Below are 21986 nucleotides of genomic sequence, written 5' to 3'. Positions count from 1 at the left end.
ACCATTCCAGCTTCAATGCATACTCCGACAATCTATGGACGAATTCCAATAAAAGGTACTTGTAGTTTAATCAATATGAGACTGACTTGCAACACCACTTTATTAAAATGACTGTGATTTACATATCTGCCTTGATATCATTGTTTATTTGCGGACGAATTCTATAATTCATCAATATGATAGAACCTATTACCAGAAAAATACCGATGATATTCGCTGCATTTAACTGCTCCTTAAAAATCGCAACCCCAAGTACTGCCGCAGCAACGGCTTCAACGGACGCGATTACAGGCACCTTGCTGCTCTCTGTAATTTTTTGCAACCCTTGATAATAGATAAGATATGCAATCGCTGTTGGTATCAAAGCATAGAAAAAACCTAACCAAAGTACACTCTTATTCAAAACAGCGGGATTTTCTAAAGGATTCATAAAAATAACGAGGAAGACCGCGGCAAACAAATAGCTATACGTGCTGATAACATAGGCATTGCATTTCTCCCCAGCAAATTTTCCGATAATTGCCGTCATTCCATAACAAAAGCCAGATCCTATCCCACACAAAACTCCGAACAGCGATAAAAGCATAAGATCAAACTTTCCGCCAGTCGCAGCAAACGTACACCCGACAATATTTACAATCATCGCCGCAAATTTTATCCATGTGATTTTTTCACGGAATAAAAAGTAAGAAGCCACCGTTGTAAATACCGGGGCACTATTCATCAAAACAGCACTCACCGTCACACCAGTTAAGATAACGGCTTTACTATAAATTATATTACAGATTCCATGGCAAACAAGACCTAACAGTGCACAAAATAAAAGAGTCCGCCTACTCACCCGAAATGAATCAAAGCCAAATTTTGCAATCGTAATGACCGCGAGAATAAGAAAAGAAAAAGCCATACGTAAAAAGCTTGTAAATTCCAGTGATGAACCCTGTTGCTCCATCAACTGGATAAAAGGACCGATGCAGCCCCATAATACACCGGCAATAAAAACTTGTAAATATCCCTTAAATTCCGTGTTTTGTAATACTTTCATAAAAATAATTCCTTCCGATTATGCCTACTTCCACTCATCTTTATAGATATTAGAAACGACTATTATAATCCATCTTTTAATTTTTGACTCCACAGACTACAATCTTACAATGCGAAAAGATTGAAATTGTATTTCACGCTCGCTATAAAATTCATTCAAATAATTTTGCAAATTCAGCAGCAAAGTCTTTCCTATTTCTATGCACTACAGTAAATGAATTGTATTTTATACTACCTTAGTATAAAATAAGCCTATCATAAAGTAAAACTAAGAATTATATAAGTTATACATAGTATAACTTAAAAGGAGAAACTTATGGAAAGTGCGAGATGCAAAGCGTTTTTAGCTGCTGTAGAGGCCGGAAGTTTTTCAAAGGCGGCGGAAGTTCTAAATTATACCCCGTCTGGTGTGAGTCAACTCGTCAGTGCTTTTGAAAATGAACTAGGTTTTTCTTTGTTACGACGAAATAAAAAAGGGGTGATCCCAACTGAAAATGGAGAAAAACTTTTACCTGTTGTACGAGAATTTCTTTTGCAGGAAAATCGTATCTATCAGCTTGCAGCAGAAATGAATGGTCTTCTAATAGGCAGCATTACAATCGCTGCCTACTCTAGTATTGCAACACACTGGCTGCCAAGCGTTATCCGCAAATTTCAAGAGGATTATCCGCAAATTAAAATCAAACTGATGGAAGGAATACGACAGGAAGTGACGAAATGGCTGGATGAAAAAATTGCCGATGTAGCCTTTCTGAGTTACAAAGACCCAATGCCTTACGATTGGCTACCACTTGCTGAAGATCAAATGCTAGCCGTATTGCCGAAAACACATCCTCTCGCCGCAGAATCGGCATACCCGCTTCAAAATTGCGAGTATGAACGTTTTATCATGCCAGCACTCGGACGTGATATTGACGTCGTCTCATTATTTGAAAATAACAATTTAAATCCAAGCATTCAATTTTCTACGTTAGAAAATTTTGCTGCTATGGCAATGATTGAACAAGGATTAGGGATGAGTATTATGAATGAACTAATCACGCGCAATTGGCAATGTGATGTTGTAAAATTACCGCTGATTCCTCCACAGAAGATTACATTAGGCATTGCACTTCCATCATTAGAAAATGCAACTCCGGCAGTTAAACGATTTATCAAGTTCGCTACAGATCAATTAACTCGTTGAAAAGTCAGCTACAAAGGGACAACACTATTTCATCAGCCCTCCCCATAGAGATAATTGGCAGCTACTTTCATTTCATATATCAAACAATCGTATTACAAAATCAAAATTATAGGTGAAAAATATAAAGCGTAACATATGAATTTATATGTTACGCTCTTCTAATTACAGACTAAGCGAAAGAGAGCTTCCCCCAGTCTAACATTTTAATTTAACACCGCGTCAGTCTCCATGTTAAAGTTTGCATAATTAGCTGAACTACTACATAAATTATTGCATCGGCAGAGCATACAAACCAAGCTTAAAGAAATACGGCATGCACAATAGCCATTTTTAAAACACGCAGTTTAAATTAATATACCGGAATGTTTTGTCTAAACATTTCCGCAATTATTGTTTCCATGGTATACATGCCCGCCGATTTATCGATAAGAAAATTTGCTGCAAAAATAGCACCCTGTCCAAAAGCCGCCCTGTTCGTACTTTGATGTGATAAGCGTATCACCTGATTCGGTAATCCGAAAATGATTTCATGGTGGCCTATAATTCCCCCGACCCGAATTGAGTTTATGTGCTCTGCTTCGAGATCTAAGACTTTTGCTATTTTTTGAGCTGTACCCGATATTTCCGTTTTTCCTTTAAAATGTTCTTCGACAACCTCGATATCTGCATGAGGCGTTATTTTCTGTAAAATCTGAGCCGCGACCATAAGAACATTAATCCCCAAAGTAATATTCGGAGAATACAGTACTGCGGTAAACTCAGCCAGTGATTCTAATCGTTCTAAATCTTCCTGTTCATATTTCGAAATCGCAGATATAACAGGGATTCCTGTTTTTGCTGCCTTTTCGTATAAACGAACACCTGAAGAATCAGAAAAATCAACAATAATATCGACTGGATTGTCTAAGAAAAAACCATCCTTTATATCATCCCCGGAAAAAATTTTTCCTGCATCAAATTCATGTCCCAACATCCGACTAGCATATTTATGACGATCCCCATTCCCGTTCCGCACGACCCAACTTAACGCAAATAAAGGATTACCTAAAAATTCATTGACAACAACTTTACCCGTTTTGCCAAAACCAAAAAATCCAACTTTAATTTTCACCATATACTTAGCAAACCTCCTTCAAACTGTAACTGGTCAGCTTCTTGTTACCTTCAATCTGCATAAAGATGAAAAGCCTTACACACTCAGTCTTCGAGAAGAAATATTATTCAACAACCGCTCAACTGGTTCCTGAATGCTTGGCAGAACAAAACCCCTTCTCTTTCAACGACTACGATCTTATAACACGGTTTAAACGACCTTTCCCGCACCGTGCAAGCTTCATCTAAATTGGGTTCCATAGTTCCAGAAATAGATTTGATGCTTGTCTTATGATTATAGAAATTGAGTTACCGATAACTATATTATATCATTATTTTTATAATTATGATTTTTTACACTTCATAGTTCATAAATTCCACATTCGCTAATTATTAATTAATTCTGTGCCATAAGAATTATCAATTGCACAAAGCCATTGATTATTTGAACGCTTCTTAAACACATAGGTTGCCCTTCTATCCATTGAAAATTCAGAGTCCTTTATATCTGCATTAAGTATCGTCTGTGAAATAACTAATGCAGTATCCCCTGCTTCTAAAATAACCATCTCTCCTTGCGTCGGAACAATGCTATTATTAAAGTATTTTGCAATCTTAATAAATGCTCTTTTTATCTCATCTTTTCCCTTTGCAATCATGCCAGGCTTTACAACTAGAATTGCATCATCAGTATAGTAATTAATCAAAGTGTCAAAATCCTCATTCTTTATTGCCTCATCGCACTTTTTTATAAGTTTTCTTAAGTCTTGCTCCATACGCTTCACTCCTTTAATTTGATCTTGCAAACTACATTCGATTTTACATCTGTATTTTTCCTTAAATATCCAAACTCTATACAAAACGATTATACAGCAAATAGTCACACTCAAACCGAGTATGACTATTTGCTGTATTTTTACATGCATAACGAAAATGGTCAATGATTACAGTCTAATCAAATTTTATTACTTTTGATTAATACTTCATCCGTTTACTCCAATGATTAAGCCTTTTTAATAAATTTGTCTTCCCTTAATTCCTGAAATGCAAGTTCCAATTCTTCCTGCGTATTCATAACGATTGGGCCACCCCAGGCAATAGATTCTTTTAAAGGTTCTCCTGCCATCAGGAAAAGCCGTATCCCTTGATCAGAAGCTTTGACCGAGAATGTACCCGATTCGTCAAATAGCACAGCATGCTTAGCGGAAATTAACTTATCGTTGCTAAAGGTTCCTGCTCCCTGAAAAATATAAACAAACAGCGTTGTATTATCTGCAATATCCAGTGACCACTCTGCCTCAGGTGCTATCTCTACATCCAGCAGCAACGGCTTACGATAGTCACCTTCCAAAGCTCCATGTTTTCCATTGTACGCTCCGGCAAGGATATGGATCTGTCGCTCTCCTTCATCTATCACCGGAATGTCCGCTTGACGTATTCCATGATATTTGGGCGGCACCATTTTATCTTTAGCCGGCAGATTCAGCCAGAGCTGAACTCCAAGCATCCTTTCACTCGGTTTTGGCATCTCCTGATGAAGAATACCAGAACCAGCCGTCATCCACTGGCATTCTCCGGTTAAAATCTTGTCCGTATTTCCGAGGCTGTCTCCATGCTCAATCTCACCTTCAATGAGATATGTAATTGTCTCAATACCGCGGTGCGGATGCCACGGAAAACCTTTGATATAGTCTTGGGGATCTAACGAATCAAAAGCATCTAACATGAGAAAGGGATCAAAGTCCTTCGTATCATCGTGCCCGATTACTCTCACCAATTTTACGCCGGCGCCATCCTCTGTTTGTTGACCTGTCACAACTTTACGAATATTTCTCAATTTATTCATCATAAAACCCTCCTTTATTTACGACAATGCATTTCTTTATCACAGATCCCTTGTTAATTCGACTGTGGTTTTGCTATAATCCATTGCTGATTTTGCTGACCCTCAGGAAGCATATGTGCATCAAACCACATAAAATAAAACCGTTCTACCGAATTTACATTATACCCATCTTGAGAATGATCAGATGTATCATACGGATCTGCTAAAATCAAAACATCATCAGCAGTTGTTTCGGTTCCCATAGTATCATACCCAATAATGACGCGCCAATGTCCGCCCCAATCAATATTTTCTACCAGTATAGGCGTATTATTTTTTAGATTTGCGATTACAAACTCTTTAAAATCTTTCACACTAGCAAATGAGGTACCGTTTTCATCCGCGCTGTTTAAACTAGATGTAACATCCCAACCAATTTTTTTGAAGTACTTAACCATTCCTGCTGTATCTGTACCCACCGCAGGTTTTGTATCCATGATTTTCGCTATTTCTTTTTCAGTCCAGCTTGTATTCCCATAGTGAACAAGAACTGTTAAAGCAGCCGCAGGCCCACAGGTTATTTCTGTTGTCTGCTGATATGTCTTATAATGAGGGAGAATCGTTAATGAATCTGTTGACTGCAAATTATAAAAATCTTGCACAGCAAAATAAAGCGATTGCTTAATATTGCCTAATCCATTATAAGCAGATGCGCCTTCCGAACGCGTGTCATAATCAGCAGGATACGCAATCACATGACTTTCTTCTGTAGAATTAATCTGTTCTAAACTATTTGCAAATGCTTGATTTACAGTGCAAAAACTCATCCCTAAAGCTAAACAAATAAAGATTTTCTGTAACTTTTTTTTCATACTATCCCTCTTCCCTTTTTTATTTTCACGACCACACGAAACCTATTTCCAACATTATACCTAAACATGTATACTTCATAATTTTCTTCCGCACATGTACTTTTTCCTGCAAAAATATCTCCAAACCTAAATCTTCTTGAGGGTATACTTTGCCTGTTATAAGATAAGCGAAATCACAAATAAAGTTTTTCTTTTGTCATTGACACAAAAGAAACAAAAAGTCTAGTCCTAAATCCTCCAAAACACTTGAAAAATGAGCAGCTTACTAAAATCCTTAACTCGCTTCGCTCAGACAAACGGATTTCTTTACGTAAGCTACTCATTTTTCATCCTTCGGAACGTATTTTTCTGGAAAAGGCCGAAGAAACGAATAAAAAGTGTGTGTCGCATTAAAATGCGGCACACACTTTTTATTATTATAAATTAGAATTCCTATTCACGTTTTCCATAATCATACAAATATCATTAGAAAACCCTTGCGCTACTCTATGTCCATTTGACTACTTACTATATGATTATATTCATCATATTTACCGATTTTAGTCGTTGTTTCAGGCTCGCAATTTCTTGAAAATTTGCTCCGTCTGCATGCGCGCTTTGAGATCGCGGCAATTGCTTTCCCGGCTTTCAATCGTCCATGCGGCAACCTTTGAGCCGTAGATTACGCTTTCAGCTAGAGGCAGTTTGCGAATTAAGCCCATGACCGTACCGGAGAAAAATGCGTCACCGGCGCCGGAAGAATCCACCATCTTAACCTGAAACACGCCCTGGTGTCCCACTGCCTTAGAAGAAGCATCATAGTAGACAGATCCCCTGCTGCCGAGTGTAATAACCATGGATTTCAACTTGGTCTCTGTGACGAAACGGACAATTTCTCGTTCGACCATCGCAACGTCAATCTTCGAAAAATTTACGTCCAGTAAACGTCCAGCCTCGATATCATTGCAGATAAAACAGTCCATATCCGCTAAAATATCGAGGTTTTTACGAATAACTTCAAGGTTGCCCGGAATGCCATAAATCGGCTTTTTATTCTCTTTAGCCAAAGCTAACGCTTTTCTCGTAATCGTTTCGTTTAAATCGAGTTCCAGCACGACATGCGAAGCTTCACCGATAAAGCGCTCACCGTTCGCCGTGATGATTTCATCGAGCACATCGAGCCGTGGCATCTGCGAAATGGAGCCTGCCAGATCCCCTTTTTCGTCTAGAACAACAAGCCACATGCCCATCCCCCGTGATGCTACACTACTGATATATTTGGTATTGATCCCCGCCACTTCAAGACGCTGCAAGATTTCTTCACCGACTCCAGTCTCGTCGACCGAGGAAATAAACGTTGTCGGCAGAGCAAGACCCGCAAGATTTTCCGCCACATTACGAGCAACACCACCATGAACAAATTCTATACTGCCAACATTGCGCCCAACCGGATTATAACCGATCTCAGCACTCCCCTTGCAGTCCATAAATACCGTACCGATAACGGTAACATTAAGATCCATCTGACAAACTCCACCTTACTTTTTAAAAATACAAGCATAACCTACAGTATAGCAGAAAAACACCATCTGATAAATACGTTCAATGTCCTTAAATCGACTTCATTTTGCAAAAAAAGCGCCTAAGTGGACCATTTGAATCTCTCCTGCCATCCCCTTTTAACTTTCATTTTAGGCAAAGAGAACCGCTACTCAGTCTAATTTCTTTAATCCTTCAATGAAAATCCGCCGTAAGCCTTGTAGAATTCTCTCTGTCCCATAGTTTTGGTCCTGTGCATGAAAATCAATGTTTTGGAGTGCAGACAGTAAGATTTCAACGGTATATAAAACGTCCGTCTCTTCTATTTCCTTCTCTTGGATGGCTTCATTCAATAAATTTCTGCATGTGTCACGCATCCAATTAAATAACGGTGATTGCAGAGGGCGATATCCAGGTGTAGCTCGGTTAGTTGCACAAAGCCATGGAGACTTTTTCTCCAAAAAAGCAACAAATATAACAATTACCTGATAGAAACGCTCCAAAGAAGAGACATCAGCAGCTTGGACCAGATATGCTTTTCCTTCATCAAATAACGGTTGGCACTCTTCGCGTACAATATCCATACAAACATCGCCTTTTTCTTTATACCGGCGATATAAGCTGGCTTGCCCAACTCCAGCCATTTTCGCAATCTGATGCATGTTGATATTTTCAACACCTTGTTCGATGAAGAGTGCTTTAGCTGATTCCAAAATGCGCCGTCGCAATAATTCGTCCTTAGGATTTTTCGAATATTCTTGTTCTTGTATTTTAACTTTATTCATTGTATTCCACCCTCTTTGAAATGAAAAATTTATAAATTATCTATTGACATCCGGACAACTTGTCCCCTATAATTTATCGCAGGACAAATTGTCCGGATTAAAATTATAGCAAATTTCTCATGAGAAAGCAATTTGATTCGAGGAGGCAGTTACAAATGAAAGAATTAGATTCTCAGTTTTCCTTCGCCACGATCTATGATTTGGCGAAAATGATCCAGACACGCGAATTATCCCCAGTTGAACTTACTGCGCTCGCACTGGCACGCAGTAAACGGCTGAACCCAAAGTTAAACGCATTCGTTACCCAAACAGTCGATCTTGCGATAAAACAGGCAAAGCAGGCAGAAAAAGAAATTATGCAGGGACAATATAAGAGCCCCCTGCACGGTATACCAATCGTACATAAAGACCTTTACTACACCAAAGGTATCCGGACAACAGCTGGTTCTAAAATACTGAAAGATTTCGTCCCCGATTACGACGCGACTGTCGTAGTCAAATTACAAGAAGCCGGAGCTGTGCTACTCGGTAAAGTTCAGACGCACGAGTTCGCTGCGGGGATGACGACAAGCAGTGAACACTTTGGTCCTTGCCACAATCCATGGAACCTTGACCTGGCTCCTGGAGGATCAAGCGGAGGCTCAGGAGCCGCCGTGGCAGCAGGACTTGCTTATTTGGGCACAGGAACAGATACAGGCGGATCGATCCGTATTCCGGCCGCCTGCTGCGGAGTTGTCGGGATGAAACCAACCTATGGCCGGGTTAGCCGCTACGGTATCATTGAAATGGCATGGTCGCTCGACCACGCCGGACCTTTAACCCGCAGCGTAATGGATGCCTCTTTGTGCTTGGATATCATGTCTGGTCGCGATTCGAAGGACAAAGAGACGGCTGATCTCCCTGCTCCCGGGATTCGGATATATCCGAATGAACTGAATGGTATACGTATTGGTCTGCCAATACAACATTACTACGAAAATTTGGGCCCTGATGTAGAAACGATTATGCAAGCGGCGATACATAAACTCCGTGAGCTTGGCGCAGACATCGTCGAAGTCGATCTACCATTCATTAAGCATATGCAAAGTGCAACCATGGACATCATGATGGGTGAAATGTTTGCGGTCCACAAGCATTGGTTTGAAACGTGTCCGAATGATTATGGTTCTGATGTGCGGATGTTTCTCGATAGCAGCAAGCAACTCCAGTTATCTGCTTACCTGCAGGCACAACGGGCTCGTCAAGCATTTGTGGACGACTTTCTTAACGCATTATCCGGAGTCGATGTACTGCTTACACCAGCAACACCACTGACCGCACCACGTGCCGACAATTACGAGGACGCGCTCCGGTTGACAAACTTTACTGCGCAGACCAATCTGACAGGCATGCCTAGCTTATCTATACCTTGTGGCTTTTCTCCCGCCGGGATGCCTGTTAATATGCAATTGATCGGCCGGCCTTTCGACGAGGCGACCGTACTCGGTATCGGATACGTTTATGAATTAAACACGAACTGGCATACAAGACACCCCGATTTGTAGTCTGCATAAGATTCCGTGAAACCTACATAGATTTTATAAGGCGGCTAACAAAAGCTGCACCAACTTGTTTAAAATAACTTTTTCTAAAAAATAAATAATCTAATAATGGAGGGTGATAACCCATGACAGTAAAAAAAATGTATTTGTTACCTGCTGGTTCTTGTTATCTTGATCAATCCTTAGTCAATCAAAAACTTGAATCCGGCAAATTATTAGAAATGCCGGTGTGGTCTTTCCTGATAGAAACAAGTGATGGTCCCTTGTTAATTGATACCGGAATGCCCGATAGCTTTGTCAATAATCCTGATTATTACAAAGGTACTCGCAGAGAAGGACGCTGTGTTCCCAATATGCGGGAAAAAGATAGAATTGTAAATATTCTAAAACACGTTGGTTACCAGCCTGATGATATACAGGCAGTTATCAGCTCTCATTTACACCTAGATCATGCAGGCGGAAACGGCCATTTTCGCAATACGCCAATTATGATTCAGCGTGCGGAGTATGATGCCGTCATGAAAAATGCAGATTACGCACCGCCTGAGTGCAGGACTCCTGATTTAAAATACCAAATCATTGCAGGCGACCATGAGATTGCACCCGGAATTAAAATTCTATTTACACCGGGACACTCTCCAGGGCATCAATCTGTGCTTGTAACAACCCCACAGTCTGGACCCATATTACTGACAATTGATGCAGCCTACAACAAAAATATCTTTGAACATAATATACCGTTTTTGGCATTTGATTCTGCTCAAGCTTCAAAATCTAATCAACATCTGCATGAAATAGTTCAGGATGTCCAGCCTTCCATCATTTTCTTCGGTCATGATAAATCGCAAGCAGAAAACTTGCGTACATTCCCCGAATTCTTCTAAGGTAAATCATTTTTATGGACAGGATATCTAACTCTTTAACCAGAAGTGACCGCAAACTAATTGGCATACTTTGCTTGCTTTTCTTATTTGGAAATATGAATATAACAATGTTCAATTTGGCTATCCCCTCCATTGCCGCGTCCTTCACACTCACTTCTTCGCAGGTGAGCTGGGTAATGGTCGGCTATAGTATTTTGATGGCAATTGGAGCCGGAACCTATGGAAAATTAACAGAGTCGTATTCTATTCGGCATTTATATGTCATTGGATTATTTCTTTTTGCCATTGGCTCTATTGTTGGCTTTTTTGCCCCTTCCTACTGGCAGGTAATCGGTGGCAGACTGTTACAGGCAGCAGGCGCATCAGCTATTTCCCCTCTCTCCTATACACTTGCAACCGTATATTTTGGTTCAGAAAACAGAGGGCAAGTGCTTGGCGCGCTTTCCGCCTCCATTGCTTTTGCATCCGGTTTCGGACCTGTGTTTGGCGGATTTATCGAGCAATACGCCGGCTGGCATGCCTTGTTTTTGGTATCGGGTTCGAGCTTTTTGCTTGTCCCTCTTATACTCAAGTATGTTCCGGACCTAGAGCACACCCGAGGGACCTTCGATATTTTCGGAGCCGTTCTGTTCTCGGCAGGATTAGCTTGCATACTCTTAGGCGTAACGATGCATTGGTTATACCTTTTTATCGGCGCTGCACTTATTGCAGGATTTTACATTCATATCCAAAAAGTACCCCAGCCTTTTATTCAAGTATCATTCCTAAGAAATGCTCCTTTCCTGCGTATCTTGTGGATAGGCTTTCTTACTTTTGTATGTAACACTGGATTATTCTTTCTACTACCGTTCGTAATGAAGCACACCTTCCACTTGCCGTCGAGTACAATTGGCATACTTATATTGCCAGGTGCTGCTGTTGCTGCGATGCTCGGATCTTCTATTGGCCGCTGGACCGATCATTATGGGAGTTCATGTATTCTTAAAATTTCTCATTACTCCCTTATCAGCGGATTTATTCTTCTAGGTCTGTTTGCCAGCCTGCCACCATGGGTCGATGCCCTTGTAGTCATTATTTTTATGCTTGCGCTTAACGGCCTGTTGACCGCCAGTGGAAATTTAGTGTCAACAACGCTGTCTGTAGCAGAGCTTGGTATAGGCATGGGTATTTTTACACTATTTTATCTTCTGGGCGGAGCCTTCGGCCCTGCGCTAGCCGGACGACTAATCGACTTGAATATTCCCTTTTCCATCATTTATTATATCTTTGCTATGCTGGGAGTTTTATCTTACTGGTTAATCCCCAAAATAAAAAACTGAAAGAATATCAAAAAAATTCACCGACTTAGCCGGTGGATTTTTTAAAATTTTTACACGAATAACGATTACACTAGAACGAATTTAAGACACTGGCATAAGTTGTGGGTTTCTTCAATATATACTATAATTTCTATTTTAAACCGCATGTGGTTTTGCTGACCTTTAGGGAGCATATGAGCATCAAACCACATATAATAAAATCTTTCCACTGAATTCACATTATACCCATCTTGGTAATGATCTGATGTATCATAGGAATCTGCTAAGATCAAAATATCATCAGCCGTTGTATCGGTTCCCATGGTATCATAACCAATGATTACTCTCCAATGTCCGCCCCAATCGATATTTTCTGTCATTATTGGAGTATTATTTTTTAGATTTGATATTATAAAATTTTTAAAATCTTTCACATTGGCAAATGAGGTACCATTTTTATCAGCAGTATCTAAGCTGGACGTACCATCCCAACCAATTCTTTTGAATATCCTACTTATTTCCTATATATTCACTCTCATATTATACTGTAAATTTTGGTAAAACAAAGAGTCGATAAACTTTCTATTTATCGACTAACTACTTGAATTTCATTTAATATGAAAAAATACTTTTATTGCTCTTGCAGATTACTTTGATGCCTTGCTTAAATCTTTTTGGTAGATCGGACAAACCAGAAATAAGCAAATAGAGCATGTACAATTCAAGTTGTTCTTGAATTTTGTACATGCTCTATTTTGATTAATAATTCATCTTTCTTACCCTTATTTTAGACAAAAAATCCGTCACTCAGTCTATACACTATCACATAATATTTTTGTAACTTGCAACAAATCTTCATCAGACTTTATATTGTACCGCAATCTTTTTCCATACTTATCAATAAATACAAAACATGGAAATCCCCTAGCATACCTCAAATATTGCTTCCCCTTAAATTGTAATACAGGAATAGAGTAATTCCATCCATCTGTCATATAGCTAATTAATTTTTGGTCGACTGCTCCTGCAGCACTAATGAAGCGAACTTTACCTTGACTATTCTCATATGCAGATTGCATTATATCCATTTTTTGCTGAATATCTTTACGCTGAGATATTCCTAACCAAACAAGCAGAACTGTTGGCTGGCCTTCAAACTTTAGAGTGAAATCTTTATCATCAACAGTTTTAAAATTTTCTTCCCCAGCTTGCTGCCCATCCATAAGAATTTCAGGCACCACGTTTTTGCTAAATTCATCTATAATAACTGACGAAAACTGTGGACTCTTTTCATTTTTTTCATAAACAAGTTTTTCTATGTAACTATCAAGTTCTTTAACAACTATAAAAGCAGAGCTATTATAGTTAATGATACCTTTTTCATCTATAATAACCAAGGACGGGCTGACTTGATTGTATTTTTTGCTATACTCATTTTTTGTTTCTAATAAAACTGGAATCGAAAGATTCGCCAAACCAAAAATTTTATTTATATCTTCACTTCTACTATTCATAACAATGTAGAAATTTGCTTTACCTTTCCATTTTTTATATAAATCATTATATTGATTAAGATCAATTTTACTTTGATAATGATTTATATAAAGCAATACTGTGGGTTTATTGAATGAGATACTTACCTCTTTTCCTTTCAGATTTATTAAAAATAAATATGGAGCACTCGTTCCTACCCTAGCTTTTGTATATCCATCTTGAATATCAATGATACCAGCTTGATTCTCCTCTTCACGATTCCCCTTAGAAAGCATTGATTTAAAAGCATACAAGCTTAAGTCTTCGCCCCTCTTATTGGGGTAGGACTTTCCAGATTCTACAAGTGATATTGCCGCATTGCAATCCTCTAAAGCCTTATCTTTATTGCCAATTTTATTGTAAGCCTGGGCACGTTTAAAGTATAATCTCCACATATTATTGGGGTCATATTTTTTTGTATTTATCACCATACTATAGTCAGCAATAGCGCTATTATAATCTGCAAGTTGATAATAACAATTGCCTCTGCCTACCAAAGCAATAGAACTGTTCACACCAGCCCAATTTTCTAGATAATTTGTATAATCATCAATTGCAGCTTCATAATTTTTCAGATTCACTCTATAATTTACCGCCCTATATAAAAGCGCATCCTGAACACAATCCCCTTTTTCTATAGCCATAGTCAGATATTTTTCAGCTTCCATATACTGATGTGTTATCTGTAGATACTCACAACCTTTATCAAGATATTCTCCCGCCCAAACCATTTTATTTGCACCGCATAGAAACAACATCAAAAAAACTATTACCCTTTTATTCACTTAATTCACCACTTTTAACTTATTTTATAAATGTTCAATATACAAATTGCCGCTTCTGTTCGTCTATATATTCTAACATTATTTTCTTTATTTTGTCATTACCGCCAGCTTTGCGCTAATAAATTGCCGACATTGCGCCAACCGGATTATAACCGCTCTCAGCACTCCCCTTGCAGTCCATAAATACCGTACCGATAAAGGTAACATTAAGATCCATCTGACAAACTCCACCTTATCTTTTTAAAACTACAAGCATAAAGTACAATATAGCAGAAAAACCCTATCTAATAAATGCGCTCGATCTCCTTAAACTTACTTTATCCCGCAAAAAAAGCGACCCAACCGGGCCGTTTAAACCTTTCCTAAACTCATACTATTTTTTAGGAATATAAAAATTTGTTTGTTTTTTTATTACTGTATTGCAAATACTAATAAAGAATTAGTGCTTCATTTTCAATATTCAACATCCTGTTGCAGCTCATCAGCGGAAAATGTATCAACACCTACTACATACTTCATTTCGGAGGTATCATTGTCATTTACTGTATTTAAAAGAAAATTATTATTTAATTCAACTTCTCCATCAATATTCTTCCCATTCCATTGCTTATAAATTTTTTTATGATCCAATGAATGCACCTCCTTTTTATCTTTCTAATCATAGCTTGCCAAGTTTTTAGAAAGATAATCGTGGAATATAATTCAGAAATCAATTAGAAAAAATTTATAATATATTTAAAATTTTTTAAAAAGAAAAGCTGATAAACTTTCCATTTATCAGCTAACCACGTGAATTCTATTAACATGAAAATATAACATAATACTACTTACTCGTATGCTTTTCTAAAGACTAAATCTTCTTGACAGTATACTTTGCCTGTTATAAGATAGGACTATAAATAGACGTACTGGAAACGGTCGTCTGACAAAGGCTTTAGGCTATATTTATAGGAAAATAACTGCTAGCACTTTTAGGCGAGGATAGCGGTTATTTTTTTGTCTCTTTTAAGATAAACATACAAGTATTACCTGCTCCAACATATCACCCCATAGGGACAGATTAACAACTGCTTCCGTTTCGTACGTCTATCAGCATTATAGCATCGGAACAATAAGAAAACCGTAACATATAGAGAAATGTATATGTTACGGTTTTCTTATTGATATGATTCATATTTTATATTCAGCCCCGTGTCGGCACCCAAGTCAAAGTTTGCATAATCAATCGAACCGCATCGGAAAATCCCTGCCGATAATGCACGTCCATTGCACTTATCATCATACAATTATATTCATCATCAAGCTTTACCAAAATTTCCTGCAAATCCAAAGGCAACGCTCCTTTAAGTTTACTTTCATACTCAAGGACTTTATTATTCGCATAATAATATTCACTAGAGCATTTCTCCAAATGCAAGTCAACCAAATTTTCATGTTCCATCGTAGAAGCCAGCAAATCAAACACACTCTTTACCACAGTAAATATCCCTCCAATTGTTATTTGGTTATGAATTACTAGAGTTTTTCATGTACGGGTATAGATAATAGAAGCTTAAATTTTATCATTTTCTTGATTTTACTAGGAACTATATCCAATTTCGGGTATAATTAAGCTTAATAGACTATTACTTTACTGACTAATAATAGTTTGGTCTACTCTGTTTTATTTTTGGTTTTTAATATTTTAGAAATATTAAACCGTTTACGCTCGGTTAGTATTACTAACCTACATTTCTATTATACTGGTTAGCTATGCTAACCGTCAAGAGGTTTTATTATGGATGATAAAAATATTTTTTCGACTAGATTAAAGTTACTCCGTGAAACAAAAGAAATCTCAACTCAAAAGCTAGCCGATGCCTTAGGTTTAAAAAGCAAAGGCAGTATCACACAGTTTGAAAAAGGGATGAATCTACCTTCTGTTAACACGCTTATTGGTCTTGCAGACTATTTTAATGTTTCACTTGATTATCTGGTTGGTAGAACAGATAAACCCAAAATAAACAAATAGAGCATGCACAAAATTCAGGAACAACTTGAATTTTGCGCATGCTCTATTTGTTTAATAATATATCTTTCAATACTCTTATTTGAGACAAGCAGAACCATCGTCCAGTCTGCCATTGTTTCTCCTATCCTTTTTACGGTATTTTTTACAGTTATATTACTTATAATATTCTCCACTATGATTCAGAACAACCGTAGTGCCCTTATCATAAATTGACCATTATTATCGCCGTTAATATCTCTCATATCATATTCCTCAAAATGTATCTCAATTGTTCTATATTCTGCTTTGCTTACGCAAAAACTCAACTGCTTGTTGTACAGCATTATTATCTGGTTTAAGTTTATCCCAATCATCCCAAAAGTCTTTTGTAGCACTTACTGGTCTATGACTTATTTCAGGTTTATCGAGTAAAATCTTGCTCGGGAGAAGAATTGCATCCCCTACTATTAAAGCTTCCCCCACGTCCAATAACGGCAAAAAATCAATTGTGCTTTTCAAAGAATCCGGCAATAGATTCTTTATTACACCTTTATCCCTCTCATTTGTTAGGCGAAGAACAACAAAATTACTACACTGACTCAAAATTGTCTTACTAACATCTGATGGACGTTGACTTACAGGTAATAGAGAAACCCCATACTTTCTCCCTTCTTTTGCAATACGCTCAAAATTATATAATGCTTGCTTTTGTACTGAATCAGCTTCATCTTTAGTTGGCAAATATAGATGTGCTTCATCACAAACAAGAGTAAATGGTGTCCTTTTATCTGCCTCCATCCAAAATTGGACATCATATAATAATCTTGCTAAAGTCCCAGTTACAACCGGTAGAACATCTGATGGAACTTCTGAAAAATCAACTATTTTAATTCCTTTTTGAGAATCATTATATCCTAAAAGGTTACATAACATTTCGGCAAGCCAATTATAGCTTTTCGTATCAACGTATGGTTGGAACATAAAACCATATGTCTTGTCTGCTATCTTAGTTTCCAATCGAGAAATAAATCGTGTTAATTTGCCTTCCCACTCACCTTTTACTGGAGCATTATTTTTTCCAACTCCTTTTCGAGTATCATCATCTTGTAATTTATCTATAAGTGATTTCATATTGAAAGGAATTGGAGAATCAACCGTAAATGTCTTGGCTATATCTTGCTTATTTTCTTCATTCAGAGTTTCTAGTTTTAAATCACGAATATGCAAAGTAAAACGAGAAGCTTGATTGGGAGCATTAGAATCGCTCCGATCAAGTATCATTGACAGCATCTCTTCTCTGTTTAATAACCAGTAGGGTAAAAATAATATATTCTTTTGATTTTTCTCCAAATCACCCGGCCCAGCAATTTTATAAGATTCCGCTATTTTATCTTTGCCTTCAGTCAAAGAGCCATATTCTCCATGCATATCAAGCACAATGATATTGGCATATTTTAACTCACTAGCCTTTTCCAAGATATTAGCTACACACCAACTTTTTCCTGATCCCGTACTCCCTAAAATTGCAGCATGTCTTTGAAAAAACTTATTACCATCAAGTACCGCTCTTGCATTATTATCCATCATAAAGGTACCCAGTTTTAATTGCTTGTCAGATTGAATTGAATCACTGAGCAAATTCATAAAACTTTGCAAATTGGCTCCTGAGATGCAATAGCACTTACTTTCGATTTGCGGAAATAAATCTACGCCTCTTTTAAAAATATTTTTTTGTTCCCCTAATACCATATGGTAGGTTCCGATTATATTAACTTTAACATAATCTGCAGAAGAAATCATAATATCAGTTTCTTCTGCATTTTCATCTTCAAAATCTTCGATATACTTTCTTGTTACCTTGTCAATTAATGAAATGAGCAACTGATGCCTTTTACCTGTTTCAATTGCAACCAAATTACCCACACTAATCTGACTCATAATATTAGAGTTTTCTATTTCAACGATAATTTGTGCTGTATCAACATAAGTAACGCTACCCAATAATTCATTTTCAGTGAATGATATTTGACTACTCATCAAAAGACCTCCTTAATCATTTCTCTAATATCCCATAAATTTATACTAGGAAAAAATATTTCACCATCTTTATTCATAACTAAAGATCCATTATCTCGATTACAAACAGCTATAACATTTTTACACCCCTTTACAACTTTTATTGCTTTATCAGATAATGAATGAGTAAGGATTAATGCAGGTTTATTTGAATTTAATTGGCGAAGTAAATGAGTTTCCAGATGATCATCTCCAAATCCATATCCGATAATTATGTACCTCAAAGCACTGTCTATTGCTGCGTTGGCTCGTGCACGATGTGTATCAAATGGCTCATTATATCCTTCTCTATATTTATTGATCCCCGGAGTTATGATTAAACAGTTGTCTTTTTCTAAATGAGGAACTGAATATGCACAGCCATTGATTTGATACCAACTTAAACATCCATGCGGCTTTAAAACCTTTACTTTGGGTGAATATTCGACTCGACTTTGCCCTCTTAATTTATAAATATTTTTACAAAAAGAATATTTACTTTCGTCTGGAGAGAACTGACAAATAAATTTTCCAACAAATAATGTATCTACTCTGATCCCATTCATTTCACAGCTATATTCAACAAGTCTATCGTAATTTGTGGTTATAACGGTTAATCCATTGTTCCTTATATTAAATCTTTGCAAATAGTCTGAAAGCCTAAAACGTTTACTCCCCGACAAAACACTATTCAAAGCCTTCTTTTCAGCAGTGCGTATAAATTCTGCCGTAGTTTCTCTTATTTTTTCTTCAACAATACTTGTTGGTTTTTCACTGTGAAGTGCTTCTTCAAGACCTTCTCCCACTTTTAATCTGTCTGATATAGCTTTCCAGTTGTCCACGTCAGCTTTTTCATTGATTTTACAAGGCAGCTTATCGAGTAATTCCACTGATAAAGATCCCATCCCAGGTATCCCTTCAGCTACTGATAAACCAGAGCCAATAATGGTAACTGTGTTCTCTTGAAAAAAATCTTGGATAACAGTTTTTACATCATTTATTTCCAATTAATCTTCACCTCTCTCAAAACCAGTAGTAATATTTGCAAATTATCAACTAATTCTTTTAATCTCTTCTATTGCCATACTTTTGTGAAGTGCATCTTTTAGCTCCTTTTTATCCAATTCACAATATCCTCAAAATCATTTTCTGCTAACACAGCAAAACTCATACCACTCTCATCATTAAGAAATTGGCTCGTAGAGACTCGCAGGAACAGTTCTATTGATTCACGCCCAAAGTAAGGAGTATATATTATGCTTAAAAACTTCTCCCAAAAACAAAGAACTCCTTCCAAATCAATAAAAATTTGGCAAGAGTTCTTTGTTTTCGACATTACCAATGACATGGTTTCCTTCAATCTATCAGTCCGTCGATTCTAACTTCATAAATAAGTTTTGGAAAATTGCATAGAAAACCCATCTTCTCTGATTACCTTACTTTATAATTTAATCTTTTCTCCGACACCCCCTATACCACTCCCCATCATATAGCACAAGATATTAGTCCATGAAAAAACATATCCTAAAATCAATCCGCCCATCCTTGTATAACGAAATGCATCAATCCAAGGAGCATGATATAACTTAGCTACTTCAATCCCGATAGAGAATATGATGGAAAATACCATAATATTTACTGTAGATTTATCTCTAAAGATAAATCCCATAATCAAAAATATCATCAATCCCCACAGAATATCGCCTATGCCTTTAGGTAAATCAATAAAGGTTGCTCTAGAAAGTAATCCTAATATAATAACCACACTTATCAACAACAAATAATACAATTTCTGTCGCATCATACTTTTGAATTCTCCTATTCTCTATAATTTTGCAGTCTCAGAAAATTACTGATTTAATATACTGAACGCTCGTTGTTTAGATAAATTATAGGATTGCCAATTTTTTTCGGATGCTAATAAATTCTTCCTCATATCTATGTATTCTTGTGCTTCTGCTGAAATCTGTGGATTAGGTGAATTCGTAAGTTCTTTGATATAAACCGTTGTATCATGAGACATTTCACTTAAATAAGAGACATCTATAGTTCCTGTTTTATAGTATCTTTCCATATTCTTTTGCGCAATAAATACATCAACATTGATATAGTTGATTAGCACATAAGAAATTAAACTAATCACAATGTACCATTTTGCTATATTTAATTTATCTGACCATACTTTATATAAAGTAACGCCTAATATAAAAAACAACATTAACATAAATTCATGCGTGAATACTCTGAGATAGGTATAACCATATATCTCCTCATACAAATACATTCTAAAAAATGATGAAAACAGCATAATAAAGGTACTCATGATCAACCCGCAGTTCAATATTTTAAATGCTTGGACTGTCCGACCACCTGCCAATTTTGTATACTTCAGACTGACAAGTACAATAGCAACATTAACAATTACAACAACGATCAATTCGAAAAAACCTTTTCTAGCATATTCGGCATAAGTAAATCCATCGGGCAACTGATTAAAAATGCTACCAAATAAATATGCAAATTGAATATAAGAGAATGCACCATATACAATATTAAGCAAACTTAATACCGTAAGAATACTGATTACATCAAGCTTAGGTTCTATATTTATATATGGAACCTTCTTTCTATTACTGTAAGTAGCAGACCAAAAGAAACTAAAGGTCGTTATCGTAATAAATCCGATCAGCAGAGTATGTAGTATGATATCCCCAAATTCAATATTTCTAAAAATTTGCTGCATCATATTGCCGAACACTAAATCAGCAGATGATAATAATGCGATAACCAGAACAAGAACTGGAAGTGAAAGAATGATACCGGTAATTACTTTCTTAGTCACAGAGTCTTTCATCCGGCCATTATCTTTTATGAGCAACTCTTGCATTACGTGAAACGGTTTAACGATCTTCTCAAATGGCCAAACGAACATTCCTTTCATGACATCTTTTATAAATCCGATTCGTGACCATTCATATCGGCTCGTTTCTGTCAGCAATAAACTATGAGACACAAACAAAAATGGTATCAGGATTGAATTTATACTTCTTAATACTTGATTTGAGAAAAATAAATAGGTTAAAGCTAATAACCCGATCACTAGCATTAAAAGATTTTCAAAACAATATTTTTTTGCGAGGGATTCTTTAACTTTTTTATAGAGCAATCCATACACACCAAGAATGAACAATGGATAAGAGACACCCGCGATTTTATCAATAAACAAAAAATCGTATAGAATCGCTATGAAAATTGAGCCAAAGAATATAAAACTATCCTTCTGCTCCTGAGGATTGTCGTTTTTCTCGCTTTCTAGTTCAACAGGCTCAACCATGTATTTCCCTCCCTTATCTATTGCGTCATTCTTCATCATCCACATATTCCAAGATATCACCAGGCTGACAATTTAAGGCCTTGCAAATCGATTCTAGTGTTGAAAAACGCATTGCTTTTGCTTTATTATTTTTTAAAATTGATAGATTGGCTAAAGTAATATCTACTTTAGCAGAAAGCTCTGATAAACCAATTTTTCGTTTTGCCATCATAACATCAAGATTTACTATTATCGCCATTTATTT

21 protein-coding genes are annotated in these 21986 nt (G+C 36.9%); 5 read left to right on the top strand and 16 right to left on the bottom strand.

Translation table 11 applies throughout. The features are described 5' to 3' along the window. Positions 1 to 118 precede the first annotated feature (118 nt). Complete coding sequence (locus BN6559_RS14845; RefSeq protein WP_110955449.1) at positions 119 to 1045, bottom strand: DMT family transporter; 927 nt, start codon at positions 1043 to 1045, stop codon at positions 119 to 121. A gap of 315 nt (positions 1046 to 1360) precedes the next feature. Here BN6559_RS14845 and BN6559_RS14840 point away from each other — a divergent pair, with 315 nt between their 5' ends. After that, positions 1361 to 2230: a LysR family transcriptional regulator gene (locus BN6559_RS14840; RefSeq protein ID WP_110955448.1), complete on the top strand. Its 870-nt coding sequence runs from the start codon at positions 1361 to 1363 to the stop codon at positions 2228 to 2230. Between the two features lie 349 nt (positions 2231 to 2579). Here the strand turns inward: BN6559_RS14840 and BN6559_RS14835 are convergent, their stop codons facing one another. From BN6559_RS14835 to BN6559_RS14810, 6 genes are all read right to left on the bottom strand, one after another. Then, complete coding sequence (locus BN6559_RS14835) at positions 2580 to 3344, bottom strand: 4-hydroxy-tetrahydrodipicolinate reductase (RefSeq protein WP_110955447.1); 765 nt, start codon at positions 3342 to 3344, stop codon at positions 2580 to 2582. A 364-nt stretch (positions 3345 to 3708) separates the two neighbouring features. Further along, positions 3709 to 4098, bottom strand: a complete 390-nt coding sequence (locus BN6559_RS14830; protein ID WP_110955446.1) for a YybH family protein — start codon at positions 4096 to 4098, stop codon at positions 3709 to 3711. 227 nt (positions 4099 to 4325) lie between these two features. Beyond that, positions 4326 to 5168: a pirin family protein gene (locus BN6559_RS14825; RefSeq protein WP_110955445.1), complete on the bottom strand. Its 843-nt coding sequence runs from the start codon at positions 5166 to 5168 to the stop codon at positions 4326 to 4328. 53 nt (positions 5169 to 5221) lie between these two features. Then, positions 5222 to 6019: a C39 family peptidase gene (locus BN6559_RS14820; protein ID WP_199884040.1), complete on the bottom strand. Its 798-nt coding sequence runs from the start codon at positions 6017 to 6019 to the stop codon at positions 5222 to 5224. A gap of 551 nt (positions 6020 to 6570) precedes the next feature. After that, positions 6571 to 7521, bottom strand: coding sequence for a carbohydrate kinase family protein (locus BN6559_RS14815; protein WP_110955444.1), 951 nt, complete (start codon positions 7519 to 7521; stop codon positions 6571 to 6573). 189 nt (positions 7522 to 7710) lie between these two features. Beyond that, complete coding sequence (locus tag BN6559_RS14810; RefSeq protein WP_110955443.1) at positions 7711 to 8322, bottom strand: TetR/AcrR family transcriptional regulator; 612 nt, start codon at positions 8320 to 8322, stop codon at positions 7711 to 7713. A 155-nt stretch (positions 8323 to 8477) separates the two neighbouring features. On the opposite strand from BN6559_RS14810, the gene BN6559_RS14805 reads away from it, so the two are divergent. From BN6559_RS14805 to BN6559_RS14795, 3 genes are all read left to right on the top strand, one after another. Then, complete coding sequence (locus BN6559_RS14805; RefSeq protein WP_110955442.1) at positions 8478 to 9866, top strand: amidase; 1389 nt, start codon at positions 8478 to 8480, stop codon at positions 9864 to 9866. A gap of 122 nt (positions 9867 to 9988) precedes the next feature. Further along, positions 9989 to 10747 (top strand): quorum-quenching N-acyl homoserine lactonase AiiA, encoded by a 759-nt coding sequence (aiiA, locus tag BN6559_RS14800; protein ID WP_110955441.1) that lies wholly within the window; start codon positions 9989 to 9991, stop codon positions 10745 to 10747. A gap of 14 nt (positions 10748 to 10761) precedes the next feature. Further along, positions 10762 to 12066, top strand: coding sequence for an MFS transporter (locus BN6559_RS14795; protein WP_110955440.1), 1305 nt, complete (start codon positions 10762 to 10764; stop codon positions 12064 to 12066). Positions 12067 to 12131: 65 nt separating this feature from the next. Here BN6559_RS14795 and BN6559_RS14790 read toward each other — a convergent pair whose 3' ends face one another. The 4 genes from BN6559_RS14790 to BN6559_RS14780 form a co-directional block, all read right to left on the bottom strand. Continuing rightward, a complete protein-coding gene (locus BN6559_RS14790; RefSeq protein ID WP_199884254.1) occupies positions 12132 to 12479 on the bottom strand; it encodes a hypothetical protein in 348 nt (115 codons plus the stop codon). A gap of 378 nt (positions 12480 to 12857) precedes the next feature. Beyond that, positions 12858 to 14363: a redoxin domain-containing protein gene (locus BN6559_RS14785; RefSeq protein ID WP_110955439.1), complete on the bottom strand. Its 1506-nt coding sequence runs from the start codon at positions 14361 to 14363 to the stop codon at positions 12858 to 12860. Between the two features lie 453 nt (positions 14364 to 14816). Beyond that, complete coding sequence (locus BN6559_RS19320; RefSeq protein WP_199884039.1) at positions 14817 to 14993, bottom strand: hypothetical protein; 177 nt, start codon at positions 14991 to 14993, stop codon at positions 14817 to 14819. A 553-nt stretch (positions 14994 to 15546) separates the two neighbouring features. Next, positions 15547 to 15840 carry a hypothetical protein gene (locus tag BN6559_RS14780; protein ID WP_110955438.1) on the bottom strand — a complete coding sequence of 98 codons (294 nt, stop codon included), beginning with the start codon at positions 15838 to 15840 and terminating at the stop codon, positions 15547 to 15549. Positions 15841 to 16140: 300 nt separating this feature from the next. Between BN6559_RS14780 and BN6559_RS14775 the strand changes: the two genes are divergently transcribed. Next, on the top strand, positions 16141 to 16374 hold the full coding sequence (locus BN6559_RS14775) for a helix-turn-helix domain-containing protein (protein WP_110955437.1): 234 nt from the start codon (positions 16141 to 16143) through the stop codon (positions 16372 to 16374). A 273-nt stretch (positions 16375 to 16647) separates the two neighbouring features. On the opposite strand, the gene BN6559_RS14770 is transcribed toward BN6559_RS14775, so the two are convergent. The 5 genes from BN6559_RS14770 to BN6559_RS14745 all read right to left on the bottom strand — a co-directional run bounded on the left by BN6559_RS14770 (position 16648) and on the right by BN6559_RS14745 (position 21980). Further along, positions 16648 to 18390: an ATP-binding protein gene (locus BN6559_RS14770; RefSeq protein ID WP_110955436.1), complete on the bottom strand. Its 1743-nt coding sequence runs from the start codon at positions 18388 to 18390 to the stop codon at positions 16648 to 16650. Next, on the bottom strand, positions 18390 to 19415 hold the full coding sequence (locus BN6559_RS14765) for an SIR2 family protein (RefSeq protein ID WP_110955435.1): 1026 nt from the start codon (positions 19413 to 19415) through the stop codon (positions 18390 to 18392). The genes BN6559_RS14770 and BN6559_RS14765 overlap by 1 nt, the downstream gene beginning before the upstream one ends. 434 nt (positions 19416 to 19849) lie before the next feature. Further along, positions 19850 to 20212: a ribosomal maturation YjgA family protein gene (locus BN6559_RS14755; protein WP_110955433.1), complete on the bottom strand. Its 363-nt coding sequence runs from the start codon at positions 20210 to 20212 to the stop codon at positions 19850 to 19852. A 45-nt stretch (positions 20213 to 20257) separates the two neighbouring features. Continuing rightward, entirely contained in the window at positions 20258 to 21742 is a 1485-nt protein-coding gene (locus tag BN6559_RS14750; protein ID WP_199884038.1) for a DUF4153 domain-containing protein, read from the bottom strand. Between the two features lie 25 nt (positions 21743 to 21767). Next, positions 21768 to 21980 carry a helix-turn-helix domain-containing protein gene (locus BN6559_RS14745; RefSeq protein WP_110955431.1) on the bottom strand — a complete coding sequence of 71 codons (213 nt, stop codon included), beginning with the start codon at positions 21978 to 21980 and terminating at the stop codon, positions 21768 to 21770. Between the last annotated feature and the right edge of the window lie 6 nt (positions 21981 to 21986).

Origin of the sequence: Massilibacillus massiliensis, from assembly GCF_900086705.1 — a bacterium.
In the GTDB taxonomy this organism is placed as follows: domain Bacteria; phylum Bacillota; class Negativicutes; order FLKF01; family FLKF01; genus Massilibacillus; species Massilibacillus massiliensis.
This window is presented reverse-complemented; position numbering and strand designations above follow the sequence as displayed.

Coding starts and splice junctions, on each gene's coding strand:
- BN6559_RS14845 (WP_110955449.1), bottom strand. CDS start 1,045: ATGAAAGTATTACAAAACACGGAATTTAAGGGATATTTACAAGTTTTT.
- BN6559_RS14840 (WP_110955448.1), top strand. CDS start 1,361: ATGGAAAGTGCGAGATGCAAAGCGTTTTTAGCTGCTGTAGAGGCCGGA.
- BN6559_RS14835 (WP_110955447.1), bottom strand. CDS start 3,344: ATGGTGAAAATTAAAGTTGGATTTTTTGGTTTTGGCAAAACGGGTAAA.
- BN6559_RS14830 (WP_110955446.1), bottom strand. CDS start 4,098: ATGGAGCAAGACTTAAGAAAACTTATAAAAAAGTGCGATGAGGCAATA.
- BN6559_RS14825 (WP_110955445.1), bottom strand. CDS start 5,168: ATGAATAAATTGAGAAATATTCGTAAAGTTGTGACAGGTCAACAAACA.
- BN6559_RS14820 (WP_199884040.1), bottom strand. CDS start 6,019: ATGAAAAAAAAGTTACAGAAAATCTTTATTTGTTTAGCTTTAGGGATG.
- BN6559_RS14815 (WP_110955444.1), bottom strand. CDS start 7,521: ATGGATCTTAATGTTACCGTTATCGGTACGGTATTTATGGACTGCAAG.
- BN6559_RS14810 (WP_110955443.1), bottom strand. CDS start 8,322: ATGAATAAAGTTAAAATACAAGAACAAGAATATTCGAAAAATCCTAAG.
- BN6559_RS14805 (WP_110955442.1), top strand. CDS start 8,478: ATGAAAGAATTAGATTCTCAGTTTTCCTTCGCCACGATCTATGATTTG.
- aiiA (WP_110955441.1), top strand. CDS start 9,989: ATGACAGTAAAAAAAATGTATTTGTTACCTGCTGGTTCTTGTTATCTT.
- BN6559_RS14795 (WP_110955440.1), top strand. CDS start 10,762: ATGGACAGGATATCTAACTCTTTAACCAGAAGTGACCGCAAACTAATT.
- BN6559_RS14775 (WP_110955437.1), top strand. CDS start 16,141: ATGGATGATAAAAATATTTTTTCGACTAGATTAAAGTTACTCCGTGAA.
- BN6559_RS14770 (WP_110955436.1), bottom strand. CDS start 18,390: ATGAGTAGTCAAATATCATTCACTGAAAATGAATTATTGGGTAGCGTT.
- BN6559_RS14755 (WP_110955433.1), bottom strand. CDS start 20,212: ATGATGCGACAGAAATTGTATTATTTGTTGTTGATAAGTGTGGTTATT.
- BN6559_RS14750 (WP_199884038.1), bottom strand. CDS start 21,742: ATGGTTGAGCCTGTTGAACTAGAAAGCGAGAAAAACGACAATCCTCAG.
- BN6559_RS14745 (WP_110955431.1), bottom strand. CDS start 21,980: ATGGCGATAATAGTAAATCTTGATGTTATGATGGCAAAACGAAAAATT.